This window comes from Mycobacterium sp. E2989 (assembly GCF_001667595.1).
Lineage (GTDB): Bacteria > Actinomycetota > Actinomycetes > Mycobacteriales > Mycobacteriaceae > Mycobacterium.
In genome coordinates, this window is record NZ_LZJX01000126.1 from 118,743 (window position 1) to 131,235 (window position 12,493).

Annotated in this window: 11 protein-coding genes and 1 pseudogene; 7 read left to right on the top strand and 5 right to left on the bottom strand. The window is 67.5% G+C overall.

Features of this window, described 5'->3' with window-relative positions:
• Window positions 1-157: 157 nt before the first annotated feature.
• From A5680_RS23210 to A5680_RS23220, 3 genes are all read left to right on the top strand, one after another.
• A complete protein-coding gene (locus tag A5680_RS23210; RefSeq protein WP_082970472.1) occupies window positions 158-1,936 on the top strand; it encodes an NAD-binding protein in 1,779 nt (592 codons plus the stop codon).
• A gap of 100 nt (window positions 1,937-2,036) precedes the next feature.
• Window positions 2,037-2,252 (top strand): hypothetical protein, encoded by a 216-nt coding sequence (locus tag A5680_RS23215; RefSeq protein WP_055405365.1) that lies wholly within the window; start codon window positions 2,037-2,039, stop codon window positions 2,250-2,252.
• 92 nt (window positions 2,253-2,344) lie between these two features.
• On the top strand, window positions 2,345-2,680 hold the full coding sequence (locus A5680_RS23220) for a DUF732 domain-containing protein (protein WP_067823622.1): 336 nt from the start codon (window positions 2,345-2,347) through the stop codon (window positions 2,678-2,680).
• Here the strand turns inward: A5680_RS23220 and A5680_RS23225 are convergent.
• Entirely contained in the window at window positions 2,677-2,958 is a 282-nt protein-coding gene (locus A5680_RS23225) for a hypothetical protein (RefSeq protein WP_067823695.1), read from the bottom strand. The two genes, A5680_RS23220 and A5680_RS23225, sit on opposite strands and share 4 nt — an antisense overlap.
• 274 nt (window positions 2,959-3,232) lie before the next feature.
• Between A5680_RS23225 and A5680_RS23230 the strand changes: the two genes are divergently transcribed.
• Complete coding sequence (locus tag A5680_RS23230; RefSeq protein WP_067823625.1) at window positions 3,233-4,126, top strand: universal stress protein; 894 nt, start codon at window positions 3,233-3,235, stop codon at window positions 4,124-4,126.
• 297 nt (window positions 4,127-4,423) lie between these two features.
• Here A5680_RS23230 and A5680_RS23235 read toward each other — a convergent pair whose 3' ends face one another.
• Window positions 4,424-7,483, bottom strand: coding sequence for a hypothetical protein (locus A5680_RS23235; RefSeq protein WP_156675208.1), 3,060 nt, complete (start codon window positions 7,481-7,483; stop codon window positions 4,424-4,426).
• Between the two features lie 173 nt (window positions 7,484-7,656).
• On the opposite strand from A5680_RS23235, the gene A5680_RS23240 reads away from it, so the two are divergent.
• Entirely contained in the window at window positions 7,657-8,340 is a 684-nt protein-coding gene (locus tag A5680_RS23240) for a M15 family metallopeptidase (protein WP_067823698.1), read from the top strand.
• Here the strand turns inward: A5680_RS23240 and A5680_RS23245 are convergent.
• Window positions 8,337-9,911, bottom strand: coding sequence for a serine hydrolase (locus A5680_RS23245; RefSeq protein WP_067823631.1), 1,575 nt, complete (start codon window positions 9,909-9,911; stop codon window positions 8,337-8,339). The two genes, A5680_RS23240 and A5680_RS23245, sit on opposite strands and share 4 nt — an antisense overlap.
• Before the next feature lie 124 nt (window positions 9,912-10,035).
• On the opposite strand from A5680_RS23245, the gene A5680_RS23250 reads away from it, so the two are divergent.
• Both A5680_RS23250 and A5680_RS23255 read left to right on the top strand, forming a co-directional pair.
• Window positions 10,036-10,797, top strand: coding sequence for an N-acetylmuramoyl-L-alanine amidase (locus A5680_RS23250; RefSeq protein ID WP_231977684.1), 762 nt, complete (start codon window positions 10,036-10,038; stop codon window positions 10,795-10,797).
• Window positions 10,798-10,890: 93 nt separating this feature from the next.
• Window positions 10,891-11,652: a C39 family peptidase gene (locus A5680_RS23255; protein ID WP_067823633.1), complete on the top strand. Its 762-nt coding sequence runs from the start codon at window positions 10,891-10,893 to the stop codon at window positions 11,650-11,652.
• 7 nt (window positions 11,653-11,659) lie between these two features.
• Here the strand turns inward: A5680_RS23255 and A5680_RS25500 are convergent, their stop codons facing one another.
• A complete protein-coding gene (locus tag A5680_RS25500) occupies window positions 11,660-12,100 on the bottom strand; it encodes a hypothetical protein (protein WP_082970473.1) in 441 nt (146 codons plus the stop codon).
• A 119-nt stretch (window positions 12,101-12,219) separates the two neighbouring features.
• Window positions 12,220-12,493 (bottom strand): annotated as a pseudogene (locus A5680_RS23265) (galactose-1-epimerase); the annotation flags it as partial.

Here is a 12,493-nt window from a genome sequence, read left to right on the forward strand (position 1 = left end):
GGTTCCGGTGGCACTTCCCTGCCTGTTGGCCGATAGTCATATGGACCGCGCAGTTGCAGCAGAAGTAGGAGTAGTCATGGCAGGCAACGAAACCGGCGATCATCCGGCGACCAGCCGTGGCGATCGACGCCCGTAAGAGTCGAACGCAGCCCGCGCGATGGGCGAGCTCTTTCAGTTTCACCGCGAGATCATCGTCAGCGGTGACGATGCGTTGTCGAAGACGATCGCCGAAGAGCTGAGGGGCGCGGGCGCGCGAATCATCAGGATCAACACCGCCGCCGATCTCCTGGGCGCCGGGGTGCAGCGCGCACGTGCCGTCGTGTGCGCGGGCCCAAATGATGCGGTCAATCTCGAAATTGCCTTGCTGGCACGGGAATTCAGCCCCAACGTCCGCGTTGTGGCCAGGTTGGCCAACGATGTACTGCGCGAAGCCGTCGTTACCGTCAACGGCCCCGGCGCGATCTTGGACGTCGCCGACCTCGCGGCACCCTCGATCGTCGAGGCCGTCCTGTCGCGCAACGCCCACCAATTCAACACGGCCGGTATTGAATTCGTCGTCTGGGGATCCGAGGCGCCACACAACGCGACGCTCCGGGAGATCCACTCCGACCTGGCACCGGTGGCGGTTGTCCACGGCAAGAATTCGCCCGCTCCCGGCGAGGTGGTGCCATGCCCCGGACGTGATCTGCGGGTATACGCCGGCGACTGGACGTCGATGATCGGCGTGAAGGACGAATTGGAAGCCCGTGGCATCACCTTGCCTCCCCCGACCGCGACGCGCGCTCGAAATTCCCGCGTGCGGCGGGTCATCGACGCGGCGCGCGCCATCCGCGACGAGGTGAACCCGATGCTGTTCCCCTCGTTGGCGTTCGCGCTGTTTCTCACTCTCGGGTCGACGGCCGTGGTGCGTTTCGCCTATCACAACCCCCGGATGTCGTGGGTCGACGCCTTGTACTTCGCCTCCGAAACGATCACGACCGTCGGCTACGGCGACTTCAGCTTCGCCCAGCAATCCACATCCCTGCGGCTGTTCGGCGTCTTGTTGATGTTCGGCGGCGCGAGTGTCACCGCGATCCTCGTCGCATTCCTTGCCGACCTGCTGCTGTCGCGACGCTTCGTCCAAACCGCCGGACTGCGCCGCGCACGCCACATGCACGGCCACGTCGTCGTCGTCGGCCTGGGTTCCATCGGCGTCCGGGTCGTCAGTGATCTGGCGGCGGCCGGATACGACGTCGTGGTCATCGAGCCGGATGAAAGCAACCGCTTCCTGCCGACCGTGGCCGATCTCGATGTGCCGGTGATTTTCGGGGATCCGACCATGCGCCAGACGCTGGAGTCGGCGCGCGTCGATCGCGCCCGCGGCGTCGCGCTGGTGACCCAGGACGACATGGAAAACATCGAGACGGGGATCGTGCTGCTCGAAATGCTGGGATCCGACACAAGGGTGCCGATCGTCATGCGCATTCAGGGCCGTGCGCTGGGCACCGCGGTGCATCGGCGGTTCGGTTTCGAGAACGTGCGGTCGATCGTCGACTTGGCGGCGCCGTGGTTTATCGGTGCGGCGATGGGCTTGCAGGTGCTCGGCACATTCTGGGTCGGCCAGCGCTCCTTCATGGTCGGCGGAATGCTGGTGGCGGCGGGCAGCGAACTCGACGGGCTGCGGATGGTCGATCTGTCCACCCAGACCCGCGTCATCGCTATCACGCGGCCGGAAGGGCCGGTCCGATTGCGCCCGCGCCGGGATGCGCGCCTGAAAGCCGGCGACACCGTCTACCTCATCGGCCCTTACCGGGAACTGATCGCGACGCTGCGCAAGGGCCAGCCTCTCCCGCCGACCACCATCAACGGCGAGCGCACCGAGGCGTTGGCCGCAGCGCGGTCGACCCGCCGGCCGGAGGTGCGCCGACCGCGGTGGGCGCCCGACACGGACGGTTGACTAACGGCTAGAAGGCGAACCACTTCGTACCGTCTGGTTGTGATGCACAGCACATTTGTGCTTTCTTTGTATCCGAGGTCACAACGCGATGGGAGTTTCCATGGCCGCACCCCACGGGTCGGGCAAGTATGTAGTGGTTGCACCGCGCGCGACGGGCGCGGTGCGTTCACATCGGATTCTGCTCGCCCTGGTCGTGGTCATGGCGTTCATCGCCGCGGTCACCGGCATCGTCGTCGCCGCGACGACGGGGCACACCACCGCGGCGCTCGTCATCGCGCTGGTGGCCGGCGGGTGGTTTTCCGCCGCGCTCTGCTGACGACTCCCGGGTGATCTGGCTTTCGTCGTGAATCGTTCACGGCGGCAGGGTTTTCGCGCAGCAACACCAAATCCTACGGAGGGGAGCCACCCATGAGCTGGAGGGCTTTGTTGAGTTCGGCGCTGGTGCTGGCCGCGCCGGTATCGCTGGCGCCCACGGTCCACGCCGACCCCAACCCCATCTCGATCGGCGCCTACCTGCACACGCTCAACGTGCTGCAGGTGCCCTACGACAATCCGGGGCGAATGATCGACATCGGCAACAACGTCTGCCAACAGGCGCGCGGCGGCACCGACTTCGACAGCATCTACGGATATGTGGCAAGCAACGGCTATGAGTCCGTACAGGCGGGCCACATCATGGGCGCCGCCGCCGGGGCGTTCTGCCCCGACATGGAGCCCGCATTCAACCGCTGGGCCAACAGCTAACTGGCGACCGCACCGGGGCAGTACTTGATCCGGCCCAGGTCGACCCACATGTTGGCGCGCTTGGCGGCCTGAACGGGAGTCAACCCCGTGACCGCCTGGTTGTTGGCTTGTTGCATCGCGCCGACGATCTGGGCGCGCGACCATCCCTGCGCCATCGCGTTGCACATGGTCTGCTCGGTTTGCATTTCGTAGTACGGCCAATCCGGCGGGAAGCCGATCGGGTCGGCGTGGGCGGCCGGCACCGCGGCGGGAGCGAACAACGCGATGACAAATGTCATGGCAAGAAGCAGCTTTTTGAACACTTCTCCTCGATTCAGTCGCGCAGTCACGGGTTAATGCATTTATACCCCGAACGTCGAAGTGGGACCGATGTTTCGACGGGCTCAGTGCCTCTCACCTGCACACACTTCGGGCCGCTTGCGTCGCAACGGCATTCGCCGGCGTCGCTTCGGTGCCTTTGGTCCTTCCGCTTGCATCACTTCGGCCCTGACAATCGCGGCGGCCCTGGATGATCCTGCCGTTGGGTACATAGCCGATCAGAAACGAGCCGAGATGTGGCAGCCACCACCTGACGCGATCTTGGTTGGCGTCGACGGCTCGGCAGCAGCGCTGCGCGCCGTCCGGTGGGCGGCCCGCACGGCCGTGCTGCGGGATGCGCCGCTGGCCCTGGTCCACGTCGTCGACGCCCCCTCCCCCGAGTGGTTTCAGGTCACCGCTCTCGCCGGCTTCAGCGATTGGCAGGAGACGCGGGCACGCGAATGCATCGCGGCGGCGGTCAGGGCCGCCGGAGAATCGGAGGCTGGACCGCCGCAGATCGATAGCCAGGTCCTGTATTCGGCCACCATCCCCACGCTCATCGCCCTCTCCAAGGCGGTGGCGATGGTCGTGGTGGGCTATCGGGGGCACGGCGGCTTCCTGGTCCGCAGCGTCCTCGGCTCGGTGAGTTCGGGATTGGTGTACCACGCGCATTGCGCCGTCGCCGTGATCCACGACGAGGACGCGCTCGTCGGCAGCATCACGCGGGCACCGGTGCTGGTGGGCATCGACGGCTCAACGGCATCGGAGGCGGCCACCGCGATCGCGTTCGCGGAGGCCTCCCGGCGAGGTGTCGGCCTGATGGCGTTCCACGCCTGGGCCGACCCTCGGGTCTATGCCCTCAAAGGGGCGTACCAAGACGCCAAGTGGGACGCCCGGCTGTCCGAGGAGGAGGAAACGCTCGCCGAACGCCTGGCGGGTTGGCACGAACGCTATCCCCAGGTGGCGGTCCACCGCAGGATCGAAATAGGTGAGCCGGCACGCTGGCTCCTCGAGGCAGCGGAGCGGGCGCAACTGATGGTGGTGGGCAGCCACGGCCGCGGCGGGTTCCCGGGAATGCTGCTGGGCTCCGTCGGGGCGACGGTGGTCAACAAGGCCAAGGTCCCCGTGATCGTGGCGCGTCAACCCTGACCCAGGCTGCGGCCAATACGGCCTTCCCCGTTGCCGGGTCGACACACCCCCCGGCCTTTACGGCGCCGCCGGCGTGCGCGCAACAGTAGTCGTTGCCCTGGCCGAGGTCCTTGATGCAGAAGCTATAGAACTCTTGGTTGACGTCGGCGCGGGCGACGGCCGGATGTTGCAGCGGGCCGGCCATCAGCGTCAGTGCCGCGCCGAAAAGGGCGGCACACACCAGCTTTTTCGGACGAGTGCTCATCGGAGTGATTCCTTCCATCTAGTCATGTCTTTCAAACGCTCGCGCCTCGGCCGTCAAGACGAGGCCCCCGCCGGCACACGCACCTCGATGGGGGCAAGGCCTTGCACCGGGAGCACGAGCGCGTCGCCGTCGGCCGTCGTGACGCCGTCATCGCACGGAACCGTCATGGCGCACATCGCAATGCTGCGACCGACCTCCGTGTAGGCGGCGAACTGCCCTTCGGAAAACCATTGGTCCGACGTGTTGTCGTGGGGGAACTCCGCGCCGCCCTTCTCCGCGGCGTAGGTCAACACCCAATCGGGGAGCCCCTGCCACAACACGGCTTTGGCGATGATCAGCCATCCGGTTCTGGCCTCCGCCGTCTTGATTCCGGCCGCATCGGGATACTTGATCCTGCCCCTGGCCACGGCGCATTTGCTGATGCGGCCGTTGAGGCTGCAGAACGCGTGACTGTCGCCGAACTGCTCGCCGGACCCCGGCGCGAGATTCTCGACACCGAACGGTCCGCCACTGTCCATGGTGATCTCGACGCCGAGTTCGAACCTGGCGAGCCTGATCGCGTCGGCCAGGCCGGACAGCAGCGGAGGGGCGTCGCCACTGCTGTCGATGCAGTAGATCAGCCGGCACCGCCGGCGCAAGGCTTCGACCAGACCGAGGTTTTCGTAGTGCCCACCGTCGGTGACCTGAACAAGCCTGGCGTCGAACTTGTTGATTCCCAGGAGTTCTCGATAGAAGTACCCGGCCCCCCGCATGGAGGGCAGCGCCTTGGGAAACGACGGATCGGCGGCCTTGCGCTGAGCGTTCCGCACGAACAGCGGGTTGGGAAGCCACGTTCCTAGGCGGGCACCGGAAAGCGCCAGCAGCGACTGGACGCCCTTGCTCTGCCTGCCCATCGCCGAGGCGAACGCCGCCCCGCTCACCGCCATCGCCGCCTCCACGGTGAGGTCGCGTTCGATGCGCGGCGGCGACGCCTGGCGCAGTTCGGCGGTCTTCAGCCAGCCAAGTGCCGGTCCCCCAACGTAATCCGCGGTCATGACGTACGACACGGCGTTCAGCCCGGGCGCCGGGCGGATGTCACCGTCGGAGATGGCGGCGGCCGCGGCGAAGACGAATTTCGGTCCGCCGGTTTGCGTCTTGCCGTATTCGTCGAGCCACGTGGCCTCGCTGCGCTTGTATTCCACGGCCCTGCCGCCGAGGCGGCGGACGGCGAACGTGTGCGCCAGCCGTTGCCGGTAGAACGGATGCAGGCTCAGCGAGGTCACGTCAAAGCTGCTCAGCAGCAACGCCAACAGCCCGATGCCACCCAGGTACAACCATTGGACGTCGGAAGTCAACGGCTGGCGGTTGCGCTCCGGGTGCAGGATCTCCTGATCGATCTCCATGTTGAAGACGTAGCCGGCGACAACGCCGAGCAGCAGCAGCCACGCGACCAGCAGCACGCCCAACGTGAACACCACCAGGGCGATGCGCAGCACTCCCGACGGCACGAATCTGAGCCACCGGGAGGGACTTACCAGACTGTCCTTTTTCGAGGTCATCGAGACCAGCGTCGTCCAATATTGCAAGACCACCACGGCCGCGAGGCCGCCGATCGCCCCCACCGGTCCCTTGTCCGGACGCTGCAGGCACAGCCACATCAGTGCCGGGCCGGCGACGCTGAGGCCGAATACCAGCAACGCCAACAACGCGGCCCGTCGGCCCAGCCAGCCGAACGCGGCCTGCCCCACGGTGCTCCATTTCGACGCCGACGCCCATTCGCAGGCCAGATCGCCGATGATGCAGACGATCACCGCCGCAACGGGAATGGCGATCGCCGCCAACGCCGCCACCGGGCGGGCCTGAAGCGCTTCGAGATCGAGCTGCTGATGCAAACCGGCGCCATGCGGCGCGACCCCACCCCTGCGGGGCACGACGGCCCGGAACGGGAAGTACTTGACGAAGATGCCCAGCAGCCATCCGAGCACGACCGCGGACGAAGCCACGATGAGCAGCGAGGCCAACAGGTTCTTGAGTACCTCGGCGAGTGCCCGCAGGAGCGCCAGCGGCGAGTCGGCGATGTAGTCGCAACGGCGGCGCAGGGAGTCGAATTCGACTGAGCCAGGGCTGAATCGCTTGGACAGCGGCGCGATCGCGCCGCCCGCCCTGCCCTCGGAAGCGTCGCTTTGAACGCCGAGCACCCGCGCGCCGGCGCTGAAGCCACCACCGGACACCGAGATCACATAGTCGAAGTCGTCCAGCGCCGGCGCGCAGCGCCACGCGTCCACGACGTCATCGCGGGGGCCGGCCAGCTTCTGCATCGCGCCCATGGCCACGCACGCGGAGCGCATTCCGCCGCCGGACAGGCACAGTGCCGTCGGCGTCGGCACCGGGCTGCCGTCGTGTTTGTGGGCCAGGTCTTCGGCGTCGGGGACGTAATAGGCCTGGCGCCACGCCGCCTCGACGTCCCCCGGCTCCGGGTCCAGCGCCGGCGGCGACAACGTGTCGTCCCACCAGTTCTTGCCGTGGTGTCGCCGGCGGTACCTGCGCATGCGCAGATGCGACAGGATCACCCGGACTATCGCGAAGACGGCCGCCGGTATCGCCGTCACGGCCAAGACGAGCGCGCACCATTTGACGGTTGCCATGGCCGCCGGCGCGTAGATCCAGAAGGCGGCCGGCACCCGGCCGAGCAGCCCGTCGGCGGGCTTGGTCAGCGCGCAGAAGATCAACGCGTCCTCGAGTAGGTGTGCGAACGCGGCGACCAACGCCGCGGCGAGGATGTAGTGGCTGAGCTTCTTGCCGGACTTGGAGAACGCCAGGGCCGTGAAAACAAGGGCGCAGGTGACCAGCATCAGGAAGTAGCCCAAAATCACCCATTGGTCGAAGTCCAGCGCCTCGGTCAAAGCCTTCTTCAGAAACGGGGGTATGCCCTCGCGCAGGAACTGCGGATTCTTGCTGAAGGTCGTCGTGAAGAGGTACTCCGGATCGGCCCGTCCCCAATGATCGGTGAACAGATAAGCGCCCACGCCGACCGGGATGCCGATCGATGCCACCTTCCCGCAGGCGCTCGCGATGGCAGACCACCAACGGAAGCGGGTCGGCACGACGCTGCCGGGACTGTGCATTGTGGTCATGATGACCTCACCGGAAGGCTCGAGTTGTTTGTCGTGCCCTCGAGGGTTCGCCGCGGGAACCGGGGCAAGTAGCGTAGTGGGCTACTCGAAAGTTTCTGATCGCAACGGGCGGCTTCTTGGACGGGCGGATCGCGCGAGACCGGCCGCGGCGGCGGGGCGCCGCGGCGGCCGGCATGCTCGCGGCCTGCCTCGCGCTGGCGCAATGCACGACCCCGGCGCCACCGCGCGCGGGCACACCGTCAACGTCCGCCGCACCGTCATCGCGGGCCGTCGCGTCGTCGTCTAGGCCGCCACCGCCGCCCGGTGCGACCGTCGCACCGGTCACCGCCGCCGACCTCGGCACGACCTGGCGGCCGGGTTGTCCGGTCGAGCCGGCGCAGCTGCGGCGGGTCGACGTCGACTACATCGGTTTCGACGCCCAGACCCACCGGGGCCCGTTGATCGTCCACCAAGACCTCGTGCCGGACGTCATCGCCATCTTCGAGCAGCTTTACCGACTGGGCTATCCCATCGAGAAGATGCGCACGGTCGAGAATTACCCGGACGCCAATGACGAGTTGTCGATGGAGGACAACAACACGTCGGCGTTCAACTGCCGGCTCATCCCCGGAACCGACGAATGGTCTCCCCACGCTTACGGGCGGGCCATCGATATCAACACGCTTGTCAACCCCTGCCTCTACGCCAGCGGGTATTTCGAGCCGCAGAACGCCGCCGCCTACCTGGACCGCACCCGCACCGACCCGGGGCTCTTACACGTCGGCGACCCGGCGGTGCGCGCCTTCACAGATCGCGGCTGGCGGTGGGGCGGCGAGTGGGCGGGTCCCCTCGACTACCAACACTTCGAGCGGCCCTAGAGCCCCAACGCCCGTGCCGCGGCGGTCGCGACCTGACCCCGCAGGTCCGAAATCGGCGAACTGCCCCGCACATGAATCGAGTTCGTCAGCAGAACGACGTAGGTATCCGAGTCCGGATCCAGCCACACCGAGGTTCCGGTGAAACCGGTGTGGCCGAAACTGCCGATGGGAAAGACCACGCCGCGCGGCATGGACAGGCGCGAATCGATATCCCACCCCAGGCCGCGCAGCTCCTGCCCCGCGATCGCCGGATAGCGCGCAGCTAGCAGCGGGTCCGCGGTCTTTGGTCTCTTCGCGATGGCCGCTCGGGCGGCGTCGTTCGCCGCTTGGAGCTGTTGAGCGTTGTGGCCGGGCTGCTGCGGAGTGGTCATCAACTCCAAAGTTGCTTGCGCTAGCGGGAATTCGCTTGGACGACCCGCCAGCCGGTCGAGCAACGCCTGCGCGAAGATGCTCACATCGTGGGCGGTCGAGAACACGCCGGCATGCCCGGCCACGCCGCCCATCCGCCGCGCCGTCGTGTCCTGCACGGTGCCCCGCAGCAGGCGGTCAAGATCGGGATTCCTGCTCGGATCGGATCGCCCCTCCTCGTCACGCGCGGTCGGCGCCACGCGCGGCAAGAGATTGACGTTCCACGTGCCGGCCGAACAGTCGTCCTGCGTCCGGTCGGGCGGCGCGGCGGTCCAGGCGACCGCGGACCCGATCGTCGTGTGCGGGCCGCATGCTTTGGCCGCGGGAAGGTAGCGGGTGTCGGTCATTCCCAACGGTTCGAACACGTGTCGTTGGGCGTAGTCGTCCAAGGTGTCGCCGGTGACCTTCTCGACCAACGCACCGAGCAGGATGAAGTTGATATCGGAGTACCGGAAACCCTGACCGGGATCGGACTCCAGCGGCGTGGTGAGTGCGCGGTGAACGCCTTCGGGTTTGTCGGCCCCGTCCAATCCCCACGGATCGCCAAGGTTGACGTCCCCCGTTTCGCCCGAGGTGTGCGTGAGCAGCATGCGAACGGTCACGGTCGCGCGGCGCGGATCGTTGCCGGCGTCGAAGTCGGGCAGGTATTGCCCGACGGGATCGTCGAGCCCGACCTTGCCTTGTTCGTAAAGTTGCATGACCGCGGTCGTCGTGGCGAGGATCTTCGTCAACGACGCCATGTCGAAGACGGTGTCCTCGGTCATCGGCTCCGCGGGTGCCGGCGACCCGTCCAGTCCGGGTTCGCCTGCGAGCTTGCGCGAGCCGTAGGCCTGCTGGAAGGCGACCTGTCCCCCGTGCCCGACGGCGACCACCGCGCCGGGCAGCCGGTTCGCCGCAATCGCGTCGTTGATCAGCTTGGACACCTTGGCGAAAGCGGCGGCGGTTGCGGCATCGGGCGGTTTGGCGGGCGCCGAGGGCACGGGGGTGAACACCGCGGCCGGCGGTGTCGTCGTCGGACTGACGCTCGATGCGGTGGGCGCCGTATCGCCGCGCGAGCAACCCGCCACGAGCGCGACCACGACGGATCCGACGGCGATGGCTTTCCGCCTACCAAAGGGCAAGCCGCCAAGCGAGCTGTCGCCAAACGCGCTGGCCCGTCCCATCGCCGCCTCCCTACGCCCAAAGCGTAGTGCCGATCCCGTCGCGAATGCACCTGCGAGCCAACAGCTTCGCCCGGTAACGCAATCACGGCGTTCTGCGGCGCAGATCACCGTATCGTGATGAAGCGTGTGTGAGCCCGCGCGGGGTCGGCCGGCCGTCGTCAGCCGCCGCCAGATGCTAGGACTGGCCGGCGGCGTCGGTGCGGCGGCGGTGGTCGGCACCCACTCGAGGACGGCACCGACGGACGTTGCGGCGGCCGCGCGGGCGACGTCGACGGCCGATGCCCGCCTGATGAGCGCCAGCTCGGCCCTGTTGTTGTGCCGGGACGCCTGGGGCGCCCGGCCGGCCCGCTCCGGCGGCCGGCGTCACACCATCACCCGCATGACCCTGCACCACGAGGCCGTGGTCCTCGGCGACAACCGCAACGCACCAAGCCACCTCCGACAGGACCAGCGCTACCACCAGGACGAACACGGGTGGATCGACATCGCCTATCACGTCGGGGTCGACCGCAACGGCAACATCTACGAGCTGCGCAGCACCGAGCTCGCGGGCGACACGGCGACGGACTACGACACGACGGGGCACTTCCTGGTTCTCTGCGAGGGCGACTTCGATCAAGAGTCCGTGCCCGAGGCGCAGCTTGTCGGGGCGGCCCGCGCCTTCGCCTGGGCGGCGCAGACCTTTCGCGTCGCGACCACCACCTTGGCGGGCCATCGGGACCTGGCGTCGACCTCGTGCCCCGGGGCCAACCTGTACGCGCACCTGTCGTCGGGCGACCTCAAACGCCGCATCGACGACCTGCTGGCCGCGGGCGGAGTGGACCTGCAGCGGTTCTGCGGACCCGACGCGGCCGCGCGCGTCGCGGCGATCGAGGCGGGCAACTGAGGGTCGCCGCCGCGGCTATTTGCGCTGCGCGGGTTTGCTGGCGGTGCTACGTTGCTGACCAATCGGTAGTTCGACCGGCCTTTGCGAGGCAACATGTTCGACTCTCGGATCGCGGCCGCGGTACCCACCGCCCTGGCGGCCGCCTGCATCGGTATCGCGAGCGTATCGACGCTGTCTTCGTGCAGCGCCGCGCCGTCGTCGATGCGCGCGGCGGCGACGTCGGCTACCGCCGGCACCGGCCGGGCCGATGCCGGCCCGCCGAGGGCCACGACGATTGCCAGCGGCGTGTACGGCGACCCCGACGCGGCCGCCCAGTTCTGGCAGCAGCAGTCGTACGAGGACAATTGCGGGCTGGCGTCCGTGGCCGACGTGGTTGGCGAGGTCACCGGCCACTCCCCGACTGAGCAGCAGATCATCAAGCTGGCGCAGCAGACGCCCTCGTCGATCCGCAACGGCCCGATTTACGCCCCCACCGGCGACCCGGCTCACGATGGCCCGAATGGCGGCATCGACATGGCCGACACGGTGGTGTTGCTCGAGCACTACGGCATCAAGTCGCACATGACCTATGACAAGCACCCCGAAGAGGTGGGGCTGTCGTCGCTGGAGCAGTACCTGGGCGCCAACCGCAAGGTCATCGCGTGGGTCAACTCCGGAACCATCTTGAATTCCAACGACCAGCGCACCTCGGCCGACCATCTGCTGGTGGTCACCGGCATCGACACCAACTCCGACGTGGTTCACCTCAACGACCCCTACGCCGATCACGCCAACACGAAGGTCAGCATCGCCACGTTCATGACGGCCTGGAAGATCGGGCAGGAATCGATCGTCGTCACCGCGCCGCCCGGTTAGGGCTTCGTCACTGGGCGTTGCCCGGACCCGCCGTTTTCAATGCGCTCGTCGAGGTGGTGGGGGCCGTGGGGGTCGTCGTCGGGGTCGCGGAGCTCGTGGGGCTTGTCGTGCTCGTCGGCTTCGTCGTGCTCGTCGGCATCGTCGGGCTCGTGGGAGTCGTCGGGCTCGTGGGAGTCGTCGGGCTCGTGGGCGTGGTGCTCGCCAGGCCCGGCCCTTCGCCACACCAGTCCGCCACGTCTTTCGGGTACTGCTCGAGCGGTGGTGGGCAACGCTGCCCCGGCGGGAAATTGGCGCCGGCGTTGAGCAGGTCGCAGGGCACGTAGACCTGCTTGCCCGTCTGAGTGTTGGTCAGGCACTTCGTCGGCGGCTCGCCGTGGGCGGTGACGGGAATGACGACGGCCGCCGCCACCACCGCGCCGAGCGCCCAGGCAAGACGGCGATAGGTCATGAAGGCTCCTCGTAGTTGCTGCGAGAGTTCATCACGATTAAAGCCGCCCACCCCCGGCGCAACGCAAATTACCGCTGTGACCGGGACATTCTCCGACCGAGGGCGCCGGCACCGCCTTCTCATTGCGTGCCGAAGGCAAAAACCGTCGTCGAATCGTAGGTCTGGCCGGGGTTGAGCGTGGTGGTCGGGAAGTTCGGGTGATTCGGCGAGTCCGGGTAGTGCTGGGTCTCCATCGTGAATCCGGCGCCCTGCCGGTAGATGTGCCCGCTGGTGCCCGTGAACGCCCCCTCGATGAAGTTGGACGTGTAGAGCTGCACAGCGGGCTCGGTGGTGGAGACAGTCAGCGTGCGCCCCGTTCGCGGGTCCTCGGCCCTGGCCGCTTGCACCAGCCCG

Bases quoted from the DNA above. Each gene is read 5' to 3' on its own strand.
- A5680_RS23235 (WP_156675208.1), bottom strand. From the start codon at position 7,483: ATGACCACAATGCACAGTCCCGGCAGCGTCGTGCCGACCCGCTTCCGT.
- A5680_RS23220 (WP_067823622.1), top strand. From the start codon at position 2,345: ATGAGCTGGAGGGCTTTGTTGAGTTCGGCGCTGGTGCTGGCCGCGCCG.
- A5680_RS23255 (WP_067823633.1), top strand. From the start codon at position 10,891: ATGTTCGACTCTCGGATCGCGGCCGCGGTACCCACCGCCCTGGCGGCC.
- A5680_RS23240 (WP_067823698.1), top strand. From the start codon at position 7,657: ATGCTCGCGGCCTGCCTCGCGCTGGCGCAATGCACGACCCCGGCGCCA.
- A5680_RS25500 (WP_082970473.1), bottom strand. From the start codon at position 12,100: ATGACCTATCGCCGTCTTGCCTGGGCGCTCGGCGCGGTGGTGGCGGCG.
- A5680_RS23215 (WP_055405365.1), top strand. From the start codon at position 2,037: ATGGCCGCACCCCACGGGTCGGGCAAGTATGTAGTGGTTGCACCGCGC.
- A5680_RS23230 (WP_067823625.1), top strand. From the start codon at position 3,233: ATGTGGCAGCCACCACCTGACGCGATCTTGGTTGGCGTCGACGGCTCG.
- A5680_RS23210 (WP_082970472.1), top strand. From the start codon at position 158: ATGGGCGAGCTCTTTCAGTTTCACCGCGAGATCATCGTCAGCGGTGAC.
- A5680_RS23225 (WP_067823695.1), bottom strand. From the start codon at position 2,958: ATGACATTTGTCATCGCGTTGTTCGCTCCCGCCGCGGTGCCGGCCGCC.
- A5680_RS23245 (WP_067823631.1), bottom strand. From the start codon at position 9,911: ATGGGACGGGCCAGCGCGTTTGGCGACAGCTCGCTTGGCGGCTTGCCC.